Annotated in this window: 15 protein-coding genes and 1 other RNA gene; 4 read left to right on the forward strand and 12 right to left on the reverse strand. The window is 56.8% G+C overall.

The genetic code is table 11. The features are described 5' to 3' along the window. Genes ubiH through SPE70_RS22195 form a run of 3 tightly spaced genes read right to left on the reverse strand, consistent with a single transcriptional unit; the run spans position 1 to position 3,094 of the window. A complete protein-coding gene (gene ubiH / locus SPE70_RS22185; protein ID WP_012967237.1) occupies positions 1–1,179 on the reverse strand; it encodes a 2-octaprenyl-6-methoxyphenyl hydroxylase in 1,179 nt (392 codons plus the stop codon). Continuing rightward, entirely contained in the window at positions 1,176–2,492 is a 1,317-nt protein-coding gene (pepP, locus tag SPE70_RS22190) for a Xaa-Pro aminopeptidase (RefSeq protein ID WP_012967236.1), read from the reverse strand. The genes ubiH and pepP overlap by 4 nt, the downstream gene beginning before the upstream one ends. A gap of 23 nt (positions 2,493–2,515) precedes the next feature. Continuing rightward, complete coding sequence (locus SPE70_RS22195; RefSeq protein WP_008806444.1) at positions 2,516–3,094, reverse strand: YecA/YgfB family protein; 579 nt, start codon at positions 3,092–3,094, stop codon at positions 2,516–2,518. A gap of 166 nt (positions 3,095–3,260) precedes the next feature. On the opposite strand from SPE70_RS22195, the gene zapA reads away from it, so the two are divergent. The 3 genes from zapA (at position 3,261) to SPE70_RS22210 (ending at position 4,510) form a co-directional block, all read left to right on the forward strand. Beyond that, the gene (zapA, locus tag SPE70_RS22200) at positions 3,261–3,590 is read left to right on the forward strand and encodes a cell division protein ZapA (protein ID WP_004205298.1); all 330 of its coding nucleotides are present in this window, start codon (positions 3,261–3,263) and stop codon (positions 3,588–3,590) included. Positions 3,591–3,630: 40 nt separating this feature from the next. After that, positions 3,631–3,814: non-coding RNA, 6S RNA (ssrS, locus tag SPE70_RS22205), on the forward strand. A gap of 99 nt (positions 3,815–3,913) precedes the next feature. After that, entirely contained in the window at positions 3,914–4,510 is a 597-nt protein-coding gene (locus SPE70_RS22210; protein WP_049008741.1) for a 5-formyltetrahydrofolate cyclo-ligase, read from the forward strand. Positions 4,511–4,593: 83 nt separating this feature from the next. On the opposite strand, the gene serA is transcribed toward SPE70_RS22210, so the two are convergent. Continuing rightward, positions 4,594–5,826, reverse strand: a complete 1,233-nt coding sequence (serA, locus tag SPE70_RS22215) for a phosphoglycerate dehydrogenase (RefSeq protein ID WP_008806446.1) — start codon at positions 5,824–5,826, stop codon at positions 4,594–4,596. A gap of 269 nt (positions 5,827–6,095) precedes the next feature. Continuing rightward, on the reverse strand, positions 6,096–6,755 hold the full coding sequence (gene rpiA / locus SPE70_RS22220; RefSeq protein ID WP_008806447.1) for a ribose-5-phosphate isomerase RpiA: 660 nt from the start codon (positions 6,753–6,755) through the stop codon (positions 6,096–6,098). Positions 6,756–6,922: 167 nt separating this feature from the next. Here rpiA and argP point away from each other — a divergent pair, with 167 nt between their 5' ends. Then, complete coding sequence (argP, locus tag SPE70_RS22225; protein WP_008806448.1) at positions 6,923–7,816, forward strand: DNA-binding transcriptional regulator ArgP; 894 nt, start codon at positions 6,923–6,925, stop codon at positions 7,814–7,816. Between the two features lie 54 nt (positions 7,817–7,870). On the opposite strand, the gene SPE70_RS22230 is transcribed toward argP, so the two are convergent. The 7 genes from SPE70_RS22230 to tkt form a co-directional block, all read right to left on the reverse strand. Beyond that, positions 7,871–8,638 carry an oxidative stress defense protein gene (locus SPE70_RS22230; protein ID WP_038421789.1) on the reverse strand — a complete coding sequence of 256 codons (768 nt, stop codon included), beginning with the start codon at positions 8,636–8,638 and terminating at the stop codon, positions 7,871–7,873. An 89-nt stretch (positions 8,639–8,727) separates the two neighbouring features. Then, positions 8,728–9,363, reverse strand: a complete 636-nt coding sequence (gene argO / locus SPE70_RS22235) for an arginine exporter ArgO (RefSeq protein WP_008806450.1) — start codon at positions 9,361–9,363, stop codon at positions 8,728–8,730. Between the two features lie 151 nt (positions 9,364–9,514). Then, complete coding sequence (locus SPE70_RS22240; RefSeq protein WP_012967232.1) at positions 9,515–10,372, reverse strand: small-conductance mechanosensitive channel MscS; 858 nt, start codon at positions 10,370–10,372, stop codon at positions 9,515–9,517. A 191-nt stretch (positions 10,373–10,563) separates the two neighbouring features. Continuing rightward, positions 10,564–11,643 (reverse strand): class II fructose-bisphosphate aldolase, encoded by a 1,080-nt coding sequence (gene fbaA / locus SPE70_RS22245; RefSeq protein WP_008806452.1) that lies wholly within the window; start codon positions 11,641–11,643, stop codon positions 10,564–10,566. A gap of 97 nt (positions 11,644–11,740) precedes the next feature. Next, positions 11,741–12,904 (reverse strand): phosphoglycerate kinase, encoded by a 1,164-nt coding sequence (gene pgk, locus SPE70_RS22250; RefSeq protein ID WP_008806453.1) that lies wholly within the window; start codon positions 12,902–12,904, stop codon positions 11,741–11,743. A 39-nt stretch (positions 12,905–12,943) separates the two neighbouring features. Beyond that, positions 12,944–13,972 carry an erythrose-4-phosphate dehydrogenase gene (gene epd / locus SPE70_RS22255; protein WP_004205289.1) on the reverse strand — a complete coding sequence of 343 codons (1,029 nt, stop codon included), beginning with the start codon at positions 13,970–13,972 and terminating at the stop codon, positions 12,944–12,946. 384 nt (positions 13,973–14,356) lie between these two features. After that, complete coding sequence (gene tkt / locus SPE70_RS22260) at positions 14,357–16,348, reverse strand: transketolase (protein WP_012540573.1); 1,992 nt, start codon at positions 16,346–16,348, stop codon at positions 14,357–14,359. Between the last annotated feature and the right edge of the window lie 78 nt (positions 16,349–16,426).

Raw genomic sequence — 16,426 nt, forward strand, 5'->3', positions numbered from 1 at the left:
TTAACGGGGAACCCAACCGAGGGTACGCTGCGCCAGCGCATCGCGCGCCGGGGTAATTAAGTCCATGGCCATCAGACCGACGTTGCGCCCCGCCACCAGCGGCGCCCAACGGTTGGCAAACAGATGCACCAGCCCATCGGTGACACCGATAGTGGCGGCTTTATCACCTGCCCGCCGTGCCTGGTAGCGGCACAGCAGGGAATAATCGCCCACATCGTCGCGGGCCACGTGCGCATCGGCAAGCATCTCCGCCAGGCTCATCACGTCGCGCAGGCCGAGGTTAAAGCCCTGCCCGGCGATCGGGTGTAATGTCTGCGCCGCGTTGCCGACCAGCGCCAGACGGTGCGACACCGAACGGATAGCGGTGGTTAACGCCAGCGGATAAACACTACGCTTACCGGCATGGGTAATGCGCCCAAGCCGCCAGCCGAACGCCTGCTGTAATTGTTGGCAAAAACGTTCGTCAGACCAGCTCAGCACCTCGTCGCGCCGCGACTGCGGATGGCACCACACCAGCGAACAGCGCCCTTGCGACATCGGCAGCATCGCCAGCGGACCGTGCTCGGTAAAGCGCTCGAAGGCGCGGCCTTCGTGCGGCAACGCGGTGCTAACGTTGGCGATAATCGCCAGTTGCTCATAGGGCTGCTGCTGCCAGCTAATGCCGCAGCGGGCGCCCAGCGACGAACGCGAACCATCTGCCGCCACCAGCAGCTTACCGTTGATCGTTTCGCCGCTATCAAGGGTGAGGCTGACGCTATCCTGGCTGCGGCTGACCGCTTCCACTTTCGCCGGACAGTGCAGGGTGACGCCCGGCGCCTCGCGCAGCAGGCTAAACAGCCGCTGGCCGACATCGTGGAGTTCAACCACCTGCCCCAGCGCCGACAGGCCGTAATCGGCCGCCGCCAGGTTTACAAACCCGGCATGGCCGCGGTCGCTGACGTGTACCCGCTGGATAGGCGTCGCTCGTTTAGCAAGGTTCTGCCAGATACCGATGCGCGCCAGCTGCTGGCAGGTGCCCGCAGCCAGGGCGATCGCCCGATCGTCAAAACCTGGGTGGCGTGACGACGCCGGATCCTGCGCTTCAATCAGATGAACCGGCAGCGCACCGCCGGTCAAACGGGAGATGGCCAGCGCGAGCGTCGCGCCGGTCATCCCGCCGCCGACAATCAGCACGCTCATGACTGGCACGCCGCCGCCATCAGCGCCTCGATCTCATCCGCCTTCTTCACCACGCTGGCGGTGAGATTTTCGTTGCCGTCTTCGGTAATGACGATGTCATCTTCAATACGAATGCCGATGCCGCGATATTGGGCCGGCACGTCGGCATCGGTGGCGATATACAGTCCCGGCTCGACGGTCAGCACCATTCCCGGTTCCAGTACCCGCGAACGGTCGGTGTCGTAATTACCGACATCGTGCACATCCAGCCCCAACCAGTGGCTCAGGCCATGCATAAAGTACGGGCGGTGGGCGTTGTTGGCGATGAGCTCGTCAATCTCGCCTTTCAGGATCCCCAGCCGCACCAGGCCGGTAATCATAATGCGCACCACTTCCTGATTAACTTCATAAATGGAGGTGCCCGGACGATAAAGCTCCAGCGCGGTTTCCAGCGACTCCAGCACGATGTCGTAGATTTCACGCTGCGGCTTGCTGAATTTACCGTTAACCGGGAAGGTGCGGGTGATATCGCCCGCATAGCCGCGGTATTCGCAGCCGGCGTCAATCAGCACTAAATCGCCATCGCGCAGCTCGGATTCGTTTTCGGTGTAGTGCAGAATGCAGCCGTTTTCGCCGCCGCCAACGATGGTGTTATAGGACGGGAAACGCGCGCCGTGGCGGTTGAATTCATGGAGAATTTCGCCTTCCAGCTGATACTCGAATATGCCAGGGCGACATTTTTCCATCGCCCGGGTATGGGCAAGGGCGGAAATTTCGCCGGCGCGGCGCATCACTGCCAGCTCTTCCGCAGATTTAAACAGGCGCATCTCATGCACGATGGGCCGCCAGTCGATGACCGAGTTTGGCGCCTGCAGATTCTGGCGCGAGCCTTTGCGCAGTTTTTCGAGGGCGTTAAACACAATCTCATCGGCATAGGCATATTCGCCCTGGGCGAAGTAGATAGCATCCAGGCCGTTGAGCAGCTGATACAGCTGCTGGTTGATTTCGCTAAACGCCAGCGCACGATCCACACCGAGCTTCGCCGGCGCGGCATCCTGACCCAGACGGCGACCGAACCAGATCTCAGCGGTCAGATCGCGAACCCGGTTAAACAGCACGCTATGATTGTGCGTTTCATCGCTTTTAATCAACACCAGCAGCGCTTCCGGTTCGTTGAAGCCGGTGAAGTACCAAAAATCGCTGTTCTGCCGGTAGGGATATTCCGAATCTGCGCTACGCACCGCTTCCGGTGCGGCGAAAATCAGCGCCGCGCTGCCTGGCTGCATCTGCGCCAGCAGCGCCTGGCGACGCGAGAGAAATTCCTGCTGAGTCATGACGCCCCCTGAACGAATTTTAGTTAGTGTAATGTCGGTTTGCGGACTTCCGGTGCGGTTGGCTGCTGACGAGAAAAAGTGTCGTGGCACAGCAGTGCGGCAACGCGGACATACTCGATAATCTCCTCCAGAGACATCTCCAGCTCTTCCTGATCTTCGTCTTCATCGTAGCCCAGCTGGGCAATATTACGCAGATCGTCAATCGCTTCCCCGGTCTCGTCTTTCACTTTATCCAGCTTCGGTTGGCTGACGCCAAGGCCGAGCAGGAAATGGTTGACCCAACCGGCGAGAGCGTCGGCGCGGTCGAAGACGCTTACCGCATCGCCTTCCGGTAGATACAGTTGAAAGAGGAAACCGTCGTCATCCAGTGAATCGCTGATGGCGGAATGCATGTTACGCAGCGCCTGGGCCAGTTCATGACCAAAGGCGAGCCCTTCGTTGGTCAGGTCGTGCACCAGCGGCAGCCAGCTGCTGTCCGTGTTGCCGCCGCACAGCAATCCGCTGATCAAACCGTGCATTTCGGCTGGGGTGAGGCCGACCCCTTGTTGGTTCAGTAACTGGTCTACATCGTTGTAACCAGGCATTTCGTTCTGTATAGACATGCGCATTCGTCATCGTTGGGAGGAATATTCATGATATGCTACCACTTTGGACCCTGGTGAACCAGAAAAGGGCTTGTATCCCTGCACCAGGGTAGCTATAGTGTCGCCCCTTCGCAGACCCAGGCTCGGATGTGAAGGCAGCGCAGTCAATCAGCAGGAAGGTGGCATGTCTGCACAACCCGTAGATCTCCAAATTTTCGGCCGTTCACTGCGAGTGAATTGCCCGCCTGAACAAAGGGATGCCCTGAATCAGGCAGCTGAAGACCTTAATCAGCGGTTGCAAGATTTAAAAGAACGCACTAGAGTCACAAATACTGAGCAGCTGGTCTTCATCGCCGCGTTGAACATCAGCTATGAGTTGACTCAGGAAAAAGCGAAGACCCGCGACTACGCTTCGAGCATGGAGCAGCGCATTCGGATGCTTCAGCAGACCATTGAACAGGCATTGCTTGAGCAAGGTCGCATAAGCGAAAGACCAGGGTCAAAGTTTGAATAACACTTTGCAGTTAACTGTGTTAGAGTAATTCCAGAACAAAATTTCTCTGAGATGTTTGCAAGCGGGCCAGTCCCCTGAGCCGATATTTCATACCACAAGAATGTGGCGCTCCACGGTTGGTGAGCATGCTCGGTTCGTCCGAGAAGCCTTAAAACTGTGACGACACATTCACCTTGAACCAAGGGTTCAAGGGTTACAGCCTGCGGCGGCATCTCGGAGATTCCCTTCTTTAGTTCGCATTATCCCAACACTCCTGTTTTCGGCTGCTGCCGCCCTGTATTACACTTCCTCGTACTGTTTCGCTTGCTCGTAATGAGACCTGTATGACCCTACAGCCTGATATCCCGCTCTCCAGACAGCATATTCGCCAGCAGATCCGCGAGCGTCGCCGCGCGCTCAGCCCGGAGCAACAGCGCCTGTTTGCCCAACAGGCCGCGGAGCGGATGATGGCCTGGCCGCCGGTCGTACTCGCTCATACCGTGGCGCTGTTCCTCTCCTTTGACGGCGAGCTGGACACCCAGCCGCTGATCGACCAGCTCTGGCGCGCCGGCAAACGGGTGTATCTCCCGGTGCTGCATCCGTTTAGCCCCGGAAACCTGTTGTTTTTACACTACCATCCACAGAGCCAACTGATAGTGAATCGCCTGAAAATCCGCGAACCGAAGCTCGATGTGCGGGACGTACTGCCGCTCGCTGAACTCGATGTGCTGGTGACCCCGCTGGTGGCCTTCGATGGCAGTGGCCAACGGCTGGGAATGGGCGGCGGTTTTTACGACCGGACGCTGCAAAACTGGCAGCAGTATCGCCTGCAGCCGGTAGGCTACGCGCACGACTGCCAGCAGGTGGATAGTCTGCCAAGCGAAGAGTGGGATATCCCGTTACCAGCGGTGATCACCCCGGGAAAAACCTGGAGTTGGTAGGTACGCGAGGACGAGAATTTCAGCCTGGAAAGTATTAACAAAAAAACGGGCAGGTACGCGACCTGCCCGAGAGGCAAAAATAATTAGAACAGCAGACGGGCGCGGATAGTCCCCGGGATCGCTTTCATTGCCTGCAGCGCCTGCTGGGCAACATCTTCTTCCGCTTCAATATCAATAACCACGTAGCCCATCTGCGGCGACGTTTGCAGATACTGCGCGGCAATGTTGATGCTCTGCGCGGCGAAGATCTGGTTGATGGCGGTCAGGACGCCCGGCCGGTTCTCATGGATATGCAGCAGACGGCGGCCGCCATGCAGCGGCAGAGAAACTTCCGGGAAGTTAACTGCCGACAGGGTTGACCCGTTGTCAGAGTACTTCGCCAGCTTGCCAGCCACTTCCAGACCGATGTTCTCCTGCGCTTCCTGGGTCGAACCGCCGATATGCGGAGTCAGGATCACGTTATCAAACTCGCACAGTGGCGAAGTGAAGGGGTCGCTGTTGGTGGCGGGTTCTGTCGGGAAGACGTCGATAGCCGCCCCGGCCAGATGCTTACTCGCCAGCGCATCGCATAGCGCCGGAATATCCACCACGGTACCGCGGGAGGCGTTGATCAGCAGCGCGCCCGGCTTCATCAGCGCCAGCTCTTCCGCACCCATCATGTTTTTGGTGGAGGCGTTTTCCGGAACGTGCAGGCTGACCACATCGCTCATGTTCAGCAGGTCGGAGAGATGCTGAACCTGGGTGGCGTTGCCGAGCGGCAGTTTATTTTCAATATCATAGAAGAAGACATGCATCCCCAGCGATTCCGCCAGAATGCCGAGCTGGGTACCGATATGGCCGTAACCGATAATCCCCAGTTTCTTGCCGCGCGCTTCAAAGCTGCCGACCGCCAGCTTATTCCATACGCCGCGATGCGCCTTGGCGTTGGCTTCCGGCACGCCGCGCAGCAGCAGCAGCAGCTCACCGATGACCAGCTCGGCCACCGAACGGGTATTCGAGAATGGCGCGTTAAACACCGGAATACCGCGCTTCGCGGCGGCGTTCAGATCGACCTGGTTGGTACCGATGCAGAAGCAACCCACGGCAACCAGTTTTTCCGCCGCGGCGAAAATCTCTTCAGTCAGATGGGTACGGGAACGCAGGCCGATGAAATGGGCATCACGGATCGACGCTTTCAGCTGTTCGGAGTCCAGCGCGCCTTTATGAAATTCAATGTTGGTGTAACCTGCTGCGCGAAGGCTATCGATTGCCTTTTGATGCACACCTTCAACCAGCAGAAATTTAATCTTGTCTTTTTCCAGTGATACCTTAGCCATTTCCCCGTCCTGTTTTGTCTTAACTGATGTCGTGCTGAACGAAAGTTCGTCTCAGCAACATATCAAAAAAAACTATCGCGGCAATATGAACGTTTGCGTCGCCGTCCTGAAGAAATGTCATCCAGAGGGAAATGACAGGACAAAACACCAGAAAGAAGATTAATGGTAGCGTGTTAATCAGAATGGTTGCATAAATGTGACAGAAGTCACCAAATTGCACCAGGTGAAAAAATATTTGCGAGGGAGCCGACTGGCTCCCTGCGGACAGACTATTTTACGATGGTTTTCACGCCATCGGCCGTACCGATCAGTGCCACGTCGGCCCCGCGGTTGGCGAACAGCCCTACGGTCACGACGCCAGGGATGCCGTTGATGGCATTCTCCAGCGCGACAGCATCAAGAATTTCCAGGCCATGCACGTCCAGGATGACGTTGCCGTTATCGGTCACCACGCCCTGACGGTACTCCGGACGACCGCCCAGCTTGACCAGTTGACGCGCGACGGCGCTGCGCGCCATCGGAATGACTTCAACCGGCAGCGGGAATGCGCCGAGAATATCAACCTGCTTGGAGGCATCGGCGATGCAGATAAATTTATCGGCGACCGAAGCGATGATCTTCTCACGGGTCAGCGCCGCGCCGCCGCCTTTGATCATTTGCATATGGCCGTTGATCTCATCCGCGCCATCAACATAGATCCCCAGGCGATCGACGCTGTTGAGATCGAAGACGGGGATCCCGAGGCTTTTGAGCTTTTCGGTAGAGGCATCGGAGCTGGAGACCGCGCCTTCAATCTGCCCCTTCATCGTGCCCAGCGCGTCAATAAAATGGGCCGCCGTCGAGCCGGTACCTACGCCGACAATGGTCCCTGGCTGTACGTATTGCAGCGCCGCCCAACCTACTGCTTTTTTCAGTTCATCCTGCGTCATAATTATGGTCCGAGATGTGAATGCCTGTGGCGCATTATAGAACATCGACAGTGGAAATGTCCCTGCGATGCAGATCACACAACTGAGCAGACCAATTTCGTCTGTATCAAATAAAAATTTATGTCATAGTGCGAGATAACGATTAGTTATGGGGGCACGCCAGAATAATGAAACGACCGGACTACAGGACACTACAAGCGCTGGATGCGGTGATTAGGGAACGAGGATTTGAGCGCGCCGCGCAGAAGCTATGTATTACCCAGTCCGCCGTCTCACAGCGTATTAAGCAGCTGGAAAATATGTTCGGTCAGCCGCTGCTGGTGCGCACCGTGCCGCCACGCCCCACCGAGCAGGGGCAAAAGCTGCTGGCCCTGTTACGCCAGGTTGAACTGCTGGAAGAAGAGTGGCTGGGCGACGAGCAGACCGGCTCCACGCCGCTGCTGTTGTCGCTGGCGGTGAACGCCGACAGTCTGGCCACCTGGCTGCTGCCGGCGCTGGCCAATGTTCTGTCAGACTCCCCTATTCGTCTTAACCTGCAGGTGGAAGATGAAACCCGCACCCAGGAGCGCTTGCGCCGTGGGGAAGTGGTGGGCGCAGTGAGTATCCAGCCGCAGGCGCTGCCAAGCTGTCTGGTGGATCAGCTCGGCGCGCTCGATTACCTGTTTGTCGCCTCAAAAGAGTTTGCGCAACGCTATTTCCCGAACGGCGTGACGCGTTCTGCGCTGCTGAAAGCGCCGGTCGTCGCCTTTGATCATCTGGACGATATGCATCAGGCGTTCCTGCAGCAAAACTTCGACCTGCCGCCGGGTAGCGTCCCCTGCCACATCGTTAACTCATCAGAAGCCTTCGTGCAGCTGGCGCGCCAGGGCACTACCTGCTGTATGATCCCGCATCTGCAAATCGAAAAAGAGCTGAAAAGCGGCGAGCTTATTGACCTCACGCCCGGTCTGTTCCAGCGTCGTATGCTGTACTGGCACCGCTTTGCGCCGGAAAGCCGCATGATGCGCCGGGTGACCGATGCGCTTATTGATTACGGCCACAAAGTGCTGCGTCAGGATTAAATCCCCGGCATAAAAAAAGCCACTTCCCGGAAGTGGCTTTTTTGTTTCTATCGCTTACTGCGCTGGTTTCGGCTCTTCCGCCGGTTTCGCCGGCGCGGCTGGCGCGGCGGCCTGAGCTGGCTGCAGCTCAAAGACCACGTCAACCTGGTCGTCAAACTGGATAGTCGCCTGCTCGTAGGTTTCCTGGGCTGAAACCGGCGCAGCGTCAGCGGCCTTCATCATACGCACCATCGGGCTCGGCTGATAGTTGGAGACGTGGTAGCGCACGCTGTAGACCGGCCCCAGCTTGCTGTGGAAGCCAGCCGCCAGCTCCTGTGCCTGATGCACCGCGTCATCGATCGCCGCTTTACGTGCCTTATCTTTGTAGGCATCCGGTTGCGCAACGCCCAGCGAAACGGAGCGGATTTCGTTCAGTCCCGCCTTCAGCGCGCCGTCCAGCAGGCCGTTAAGTTTATCCAGCTGGCGCAACGTCACTTCCACGGTGCGCACCGCCCGATAGCCTTTGAGAATGCTTTTCCCGTTCTGATAGTCGTAATCAGGTTGGGTACGCAGATTCGCCGAGTTGATGTCTTTTTTCGCAATGCCGCTCTTTTCGAGGAAAGAGAGGTATTGCGCAACACGATCGTCAGCCTGTTTTTTCGCCGATGCGGCATCTTTTGCCGCGACGTTCACTTCGATCGCCAGGGTAGCGATATCCGGAACCGCCGCAACGCTTGCTGTGCCTGAAGTCACAATGTGCGGACCGTCCGGCAATTCGCTGGCCTGTACCGCCATCGTGCTAAATCCGAGTGTTGCCGCCAGGGCTAAGACTTTTAACTTCACTGTCGTTTCTCCATGTTACTTAAATCGCCCTTACGGGACGCATGCCAGCAAGCTTAGCGCGTACAGCAGGAAAGTCCATCGGACAACGCTTAGTTGAGCAACGCCAGGATATGGCCGACGCCCTCTTTTGCCAGCTGAAACGCAATAAACCACATGACGGCGCCGACCACAATATTGATGATCCGCTGGGCTTTGGCGGTACGCAGCCGCGGCGCCAGCCAGGCGGCTAACAGCGCCAGGCCAAAGAACCACAGGAAAGAGGCGCTAATGGTCCCCAGCGCAAACCAGCGCTTCGGCTCCACCGCCAGCTGCCCTCCCAGGCTGCCCAGCACCACAAAGGTATCCAGGTAAACGTGCGGGTTCAGCCAGGTGACCGCCAGCATAGTTATAATGATTTTCCAGCGCCCCTGCTGCATCACCTCGGCGCTGGCGAGCTCAAGATTCTGACTGAACGCCGTTTTCAGTGCGCCGAAGCCATACCACAACAAAAAGGCCACGCCGCCCCAGGTCACTATCGCCAGCAGCCATGGGGATTGCATCAGCAGCGCGCTACCGCCAAAAATACCGGCGCAGATCAACAGCAAGTCGCTGACCGCGCACAGCAGGGCAATCATCAGGTGATACTGACGACGGATCCCCTGATTCATCACAAAAGCATTTTGCGGGCCAAGCGGCAAAATCATTGCCGCTCCCAGGGCAAGGCCCTGAAAGTAATAGGTAAACATAAGGATTTTTCCGCTGTGTTCGAGAGTGGCGCTGACTATAACGCGAATGGATTATTAGCGGAAATTGAAAGTATTAATGATTAATAAGCTAAGCTAATAGTGAGCCATTAAAAAAGGCCGGCATGGCCGGCCTGACTCTGTCAGTGATGATTTACTCTGCTTTTTCCGGCAGTTGTACCACATGAACATCCATCTGCGGATACGGGAAACTGATGCCGTTAGCGTCGAAATCACGCTTAATACGCTCCAGCACGTCCCAGTAGACGTTTTGCAGATCGCTGCTTTTGCTCCACACGCGAACCACGAAGTTCACCGATGAGGCGCCAAGTTCGTTCAGGCGTACGGTCATTTCGCGATCGCGCAGAATACGATCGTCAGATTCGATAATCGAGGTCAGCAGCTGCTTCACCTTGTCGATATCAGCATCGTAGGATACGCCAATGATAAACTCATTGCGGCGCGCCGGTTCGCGGGAGAAGTTAATGATGTTGCCGGCGATGATTTTGCCATTCGGCACCACCACGATTTTGCCATCTGCGGTACGCAGGGTGGTGGAGAAAATCTGCACGTTCTGCACGGTGCCGGCGATACCGCCGAGATCGACATATTCACCCGCGCGGAACGGGCGGAACATCACCAGTAGTACGCCTGCGGCAAGGTTCGACAGCGATCCCTGCAGTGCTAAACCCACCGCCAAACCGGCGGCACCCAGCACAGCAATGACCGAGGCGGTCTGCACGCCTACCCGGCCCAGGGCGGCAATCAGGGTGAAGGCGATAACCGCGTAACGCACCAGCGCCGAGAGAAAATCAGCAACGGTGGCATCAATCTTACGCGCCAGCATCAGGCGGTTGACGGTGTTAGAGACGATGCGCGCCACGATCATCCCGATGACCAGGATAACGATCGCCGCCACGATGTTGACGGCATAGCTCAGCAGCAGCTCCTGGTTGCGTGCCAGCCACGTCCCGGCGTTGTTGATGCTATCGACAACGTTCAAATCTTCCATTTAACATTCCTTATGAATCCCCGAACGGGGAAGTAAATAACTCAGCCTGCAACAGGGCAGTCAGGTTATAGGGTAAACAATAAGTGCACGTTTTGCCAAATGGATCACAGTTTTCCTGCACGCTATCCTGTTGTTAAAGTAATAAAAAAGCCCGCATTGCTGCGGGCTTCAGGGTAAGAAACAGATTTTTCTTACAGAACGTCGATCGCGTTCAGCTCTTTAAATGCCTGCTCCAGACGGGTCACCATGGAAGTCTGTGCAGCACGCAGCCATACGCGCGGATCGTAGTATTTCTTGTTCGGCTGGTCTTCGCCTTTCGGGTTGCCCAGCTGGCCCTGCAGGTAAGCTTCGTTAGTTTTGTAGTACTGCAGGATACCGTCCCAGGTCGCCCATTGGGTGTCGGTATCGATGTTCATTTTCACTACGCCGTAGCTGACGGAGTCTTTGATTTCCTGAGCGGAAGAACCGGAACCGCCGTGGAAGACGAAGTTCAGGCTGTTGTGCGGCAGGTTGTGTTTCTTGGAAACATATTCCTGAGAGTCGCGCAGGATGGTCGGAGTCAGAACCACGTTACCCGGTTTGTACACGCCGTGTACGTTACCGAAGGAAGCGGCAATGGTGAAGCGCGGGCTGATTTTGCTCAGCTCGGTGTAGGCGTAATCCACATCTTCCGGCTGAGTGTACAGGGCGGAAGCGTCCATGTGGCTGTTGTCCACGCCGTCTTCTTCGCCGCCGGTGCAACCCAGTTCGATTTCCAGGGTCATGTCCATTTTGGCCATGCGCGCCAGGTATTTAGAGCAGATTTCGATGTTTTCGTGCAGGGACTCTTCAGACAGGTCGATCATGTGAGAAGAGAACAGCGGTTTACCGGTAGCAGCGAAGTGTTTTTCACCGGCGTCCAGCAGACCGTCGATCCACGGCAGCAGTTTCTTCGCGCAGTGGTCAGTGTGCAGGATAACCGGCACGCCGTAGTGCTCAGCCATCTGGTGCACGTGGTGCGCGCCAGAGATAGCGCCGAGGATAGCAGCACCCTGAGGAACGTCAGTTTTCACGCCTTTACCTGCGATGAACGCGGCGCCGCCGTTAGAGAACTGAACGATAACCGGAGAGCGAACTTTCGCAGCAGCTTCCAGAACGGCGTTGATGGAGTCAGTACCTACGCAGTTTACCGCCGGCAGTGCAAAGTTGTTTTCTTTCGCTACCTGGAACACTTTCTGAACGTCGTCGCCAGTGATGACGCCCGGTTTTACGAAATCAAAAATTTTAGACATGTTACTTAGTCCTGTATCTGTATCTTCGACCGTTGAAGAAGGTTCGCGAGCCCTTAAGCGCGCTGAAAAACAGGCGGGTTTCCCCGCCTGAACTGAATTACTGCTTAGCGCGCTCTTCGAGCATCGCTACTGCCGGCAGGACTTTGCCTTCGACGAATTCAAGGAATGCGCCGCCGCCAGTGGAGATGTAGGAGATTTTGTCAGCGATGCCGAACAGGTCGATCGCTGCCAGGGTGTCACCGCCGCCGGCGATGGAGAAACCTTCGCTGTCCGCGATAGCGTTAGCCACGATTTCAGTCCCTTTACGGAAGTTCGGGAATTCGAATACGCCAACCGGGCCGTTCCACAGGATGGTTTTGGCGTTTTTCAGGATGTCGGCCAGTTTCTGTGCGGAAACGTCGCCAAGGTCCAGAATCTGCTCGTCATCTTTGATGTCGTTAACAGATTTCAGGGTTGCCGTTGCGGTTTCGGAGAACTCGGTCGCGACGCGAACGTCAGTCGGAACCGGGATATCACAGGTGCTCAGCAGGCGCTTAGCTTCATCAACCAGGTCTGCTTCGTACAGGGATTTACCGACGTTGTGGCCCTGGGCAGCAACGAAGGTGTTGGCGATACCGCCGCCGACGATCAGCTGGTCAGCGATTTTAGACAGGGAATCCAGCACGGTCAGTTTGGTGGACACTTTAGAACCACCCACGATAGCGACCATCGGACGAGCCGGCTCTTTCAGCGCTTTACCCAGCGCGTCCAGTTCAGCGGCCAGCAGCGGGCCTGCGCACGCCACGTCAGCAAATTTGCCGATGCCGTGGGTGGAAGCCTGCGCGCGGTGCGCAGTACCGAAAGCATCCATCACGAACACGTCGCACAGCGCGGCGTATTTTTTGGACAGCGCTTCGTCGTCTTTTTTCTCGCCTTTGTTGAAGCGAACGTTTTCCAGAACCACCAGCTCACCGGCAGCCACTTCCACGCCATCCAGGTAGTCTTTAACCAGACGTACCGGGTTGGACAGTTTGTCTTTCAGGTAATTAACAACCGGCAGCAGAGAGAATTCTTCGTTGTACTCGCCTTCGGTCGGACGACCCAGGTGAGAAGTAACCATGACTTTCGCGCCCTGCTTCAGCGCCAGTTCAATGGTCGGCAGAGATGCACGGATACGTGCGTCGCTGGTTACTTTCCCGTCTTTAACTGGTACGTTCAGATCCGCACGGATAAAAACGCGTTTACCAGCCAGATCCAGATCGGTCATCTTAATTACAGACATGGTGAATCCTCTCGTTGATTCATAAAGTTTTGTCGACGTTTACGCGTCGAACCTGAAACCAATAGCCGCCATCGCTAACGTCGTGTCGAGCATTCGGTTAGCAAAGCCCCATTCGTTATCGCACCAGACCAGCGTTTTGATCAGATGCGCGCCACTGACCCGGGTTTGCGTGCCATCAACAATAGCACTGTGCGGATCGTGGTTAAAATCTGTCGAGACCAACGGTAATTCCGTATAGTCAACTATACCATGAAATGCACCTTGTGCTGCTTTTTGCAGCAACTGGTTGACTTCACATGCTTTTACCGGTTTTTTCACCGTCACGCTCAGGTCAATTGCCGTCACGTTTATCGTCGGCACCCGCACGGCAATCGCTTCAAAACGGTCATTAAACTGCGGGAAAATACGGGTGATCCCTGCCGCCAGTTTGGTATCCACCGGAATGATCGACTGGCTGGCCGCGCGGGTACGCCGCAGATCCGGATGGTAGGCGTCAATCACCTGCTGGTCATGCATCGCCGAATGAATGGTGGTGACGGTGCCGGACTCAATGCCATAGGCATCATCTAACAGTTTAATGATCGGAATAATGCAGTTGGTGGTGCAGGAGGCGTTGGAGACAATGCGGTGCTCGGCGCGGAGCTCATCCTGATTGACGCCATAGACCACCGTCGCGTCGAGATCGTTGCCGCCAGGATGGGAGAAGAGCACTTTCTTCGCGCCAGCCTGCAGATGGGCTTCGCCGTGTTCACGACTCCCGTATACGCCGGTGCAGTCGAGCACCACGTCTACCGCCAGCTCGCGCCACGGCAGCGCCGCAATGGTCGGCTCGTGTAGCAGGCGGATGGCATCATCGCCAACAAACAGCTGTTCGCGCTCCTGACGGACATCCCAGGCGAAGCGGCCATGGCTGGTATCATATTTCAACAAATGCGCGATCCCTGCCGCATCCGCCAGCTCATTGATTGCCACCACGGTGATTTCCGCACGACGCCCGGACTCATATAGCGCACGAACCACGTTACGTCCAATACGACCGAAGCCATTAATCGCGATGCGAATGGTCATAGATCTCCTGCAAGGCTGACCCTTTTTTGAGGTGGCTGACAGAGTAATCCAGCAACGCTCTGAGGGGAACCTTACCAGCTGCAAACTGCGACTGATTGATTAATTGTCGAACATTTAAACGACTGAAACGCTTCAGCTAGAATAAGCGAAACAAGGAATAAAAGGAATGTTTGTCCAGCGCAATAAACCAGCTATATGACTTGTGTCACATTTCTTTTGGAATAATTCACAGGGCGGTTACATGTTCGAAGAATAGTGCATACAAAAAGCCGGGTGGCGAGGTAACAGCAAAACGGTAACCCAGGGGTTACCGTTTTTGGTGTTTGCACCCTCTCCTGTGGGAGAGGGTTGGGGTGAGGGCATCAGCCCGCACCGTACCAGCCATTACAGCAGCGCTTTCGCTTTAGCGACCACGTTGTCGACGGTGAAGCCGAACTCTTCGAACAGCTGCTCAGCCGGCGCAGACTCACCGAAGGTGGTCATGCCAACGATAGCGCCGTTCAGGCCAACGTATTTGAACCAGTAGTCCGCGATACCGGCTTCTACCGCGACGCGGGCAGAAACGGCTTTCGGCAGTACGGATTCACGATAAGCGGCATCCTGCTTGTCGAACGCGTCGGTGGACGGCATGGAGACCACGCGCGCCTTCACGCCTTCGGCAGTCAGTTTGTCCCACGCGGCAACCGCCAGCTCTACTTCGGAACCGGTGGCGATGAAGATCAGCTCCGGCTGGCCGGCACAATCTTTCAGCACGTAACCGCCGCGAGCGACGTTCGCCAGCTGCTCTGCGGTACGCTCCTGCTGCGCCAGGTTCTGACGGGAGAGGATCAGCGCGGTCGGGCCGTCCTGACGCTCTACGCCATATTTCCACGCAATCGCGGATTCAACCTGGTCACACGGACGCCAGGTGGACATGTTCGGCGTCACGCGCAGGGAAGCCACCTGCTCTACCGGCTGGTGAGTCGGGCCGTCTTCACCCAGACCGATGGAGTCGTGGGTGTAGACCATCACCTGACGCTGTTTCATCAGCGCGGCCATACGTACCGCATTACGCGCGTATTCCACGAACATCAGGAAGGTGGAGGTGTACGGCAGGAAACCGCCGTGCAGCGCGATACCGTTGGCGATAGCGGTCATACCGAATTCACGCACGCCGTAATGAATGTAGTTACCCGCGGTGTCTTCGTTGATCGGCTTAGAACCAGACCACAGGGTCAGGTTGGACGGCGCCAGGTCAGCGGAGCCGCCGAGGAATTCCGGCAGCAGCGGGCCGAAGGCTTCGATAGCATTCTGCGACGCTTTACGGCTGGCGATTTTCGCCGGGTTAGCCTGCAGCTTCGCGATGAACTCGTTAGCTTTGGCGTCGAAGTCAGACGGCATCTCACCTTTCATACGACGGGTGAATTCGGCCGCTTCCTGCGGGAAGGCTTTCGCGTAGGCAGCAAACTTCTCATTCCACGCCGCTTCTTTCGCCTGGCCGGCTTCTTTGGCATCCCACTGCGCATAGATGTCAGACGGGATGTCAAACGGCGCGTGTTTCCAGCCCAGCGCTTCGCGGGTCAGCGCGATTTCTGCGTCGCCCAGCGGTGCGCCGTGGGAGTCGTGGGTACCGGCTTTGTTCGGCGAACCAAAACCAATGATGGTTTTGCACATCAGCAGGGACGGTTTGTCGGTGACCGCACGCGCTTCTTCTACTGCGCGTTTGATGGCGTCAGCGTCGTGACCGTCCACGCCGCGCACCACGTGCCAGCCGTAGGCTTCAAAGCGTTTCGCGGTATCGTCGGTGAACCAGCCTTCAACGTGGCCGTCGATGGAGATGCCGTTGTCATCATAGAAGGCCACCAGTTTGCCCAGCTTCAGGGTCCCGGCCAGGGAGCACACTTCGTGAGAAATGCCTTCCATCATGCAGCCGTCGCCCATGAAGGCGTAGGTGTAGTGGTCGACGATATCGTGGCCCGGACGGTTGAACTGCGCCGCCAGAGTTTTCTCGGCAATAGCCATCCCGACCGCGTTAGCGATACCCTGGCCCAGCGGACCGGTGGTGGTTTCCACGCCCGCGGTGTAGCCGACTTCCGGGTGACCCGGGGTTTTGGAGTGCAGCTGGCGGAAGTTTTTCAGCTCTTCAATCGGCAGATCGTAGCCAGTGAGGTGCAGCAGGCTGTAAATCAGCATCGAACCATGGCCATTTGACAACACAAAACGGTCACGGTCAGCCCAGGCCGGATTGTTCGGGTTATGGTTCAGGAAATCACGCCACAGCACTTCGGCAATGTCAGCCATACCCATCGGGGCCCCCGGGTGGCCGGATTTGGCTTTCTGTACAGCGTCCATGCTCAGCGCACGAATAGCGTTAGCAAGCTCTTTACGTGAGGACATTTTGACTCCAGTTCGGACTGTTGAAGGCCATGCCCTTAACGACTTGACGAGAGCGCGTTTTGGGCTACGCCGGAAAAA

The sequence above is a fragment of the Klebsiella sp. ZJOU C1 genome, assembly GCF_035620215.1.
GTDB lineage: Bacteria > Pseudomonadota > Gammaproteobacteria > Enterobacterales > Enterobacteriaceae > Klebsiella > Klebsiella variicola.

Coding starts and splice junctions, on each gene's coding strand:
- ubiH (WP_012967237.1), bottom strand. CDS start 1,179: ATGAGCGTGCTGATTGTCGGCGGCGGGATGACCGGCGCGACGCTCGCG.
- pepP (WP_012967236.1), bottom strand. CDS start 2,492: ATGACTCAGCAGGAATTTCTCTCGCGTCGCCAGGCGCTGCTGGCGCAG.
- SPE70_RS22195 (WP_008806444.1), bottom strand. CDS start 3,094: ATGTCTATACAGAACGAAATGCCTGGTTACAACGATGTAGACCAGTTA.
- zapA (WP_004205298.1), top strand. CDS start 3,261: ATGTCTGCACAACCCGTAGATCTCCAAATTTTCGGCCGTTCACTGCGA.
- SPE70_RS22210 (WP_049008741.1), top strand. CDS start 3,914: ATGACCCTACAGCCTGATATCCCGCTCTCCAGACAGCATATTCGCCAG.
- serA (WP_008806446.1), bottom strand. CDS start 5,826: ATGGCTAAGGTATCACTGGAAAAAGACAAGATTAAATTTCTGCTGGTT.
- rpiA (WP_008806447.1), bottom strand. CDS start 6,755: ATGACGCAGGATGAACTGAAAAAAGCAGTAGGTTGGGCGGCGCTGCAA.
- argP (WP_008806448.1), top strand. CDS start 6,923: ATGAAACGACCGGACTACAGGACACTACAAGCGCTGGATGCGGTGATT.
- argO (WP_008806450.1), bottom strand. CDS start 9,363: ATGTTTACCTATTACTTTCAGGGCCTTGCCCTGGGAGCGGCAATGATT.
- SPE70_RS22240 (WP_012967232.1), bottom strand. CDS start 10,372: ATGGAAGATTTGAACGTTGTCGATAGCATCAACAACGCCGGGACGTGG.
- fbaA (WP_008806452.1), bottom strand. CDS start 11,643: ATGTCTAAAATTTTTGATTTCGTAAAACCGGGCGTCATCACTGGCGAC.
- pgk (WP_008806453.1), bottom strand. CDS start 12,904: ATGTCTGTAATTAAGATGACCGATCTGGATCTGGCTGGTAAACGCGTT.
- epd (WP_004205289.1), bottom strand. CDS start 13,972: ATGACCATTCGCATCGCGATTAATGGCTTCGGTCGTATTGGACGTAAC.
- tkt (WP_012540573.1), bottom strand. CDS start 16,348: ATGTCCTCACGTAAAGAGCTTGCTAACGCTATTCGTGCGCTGAGCATG.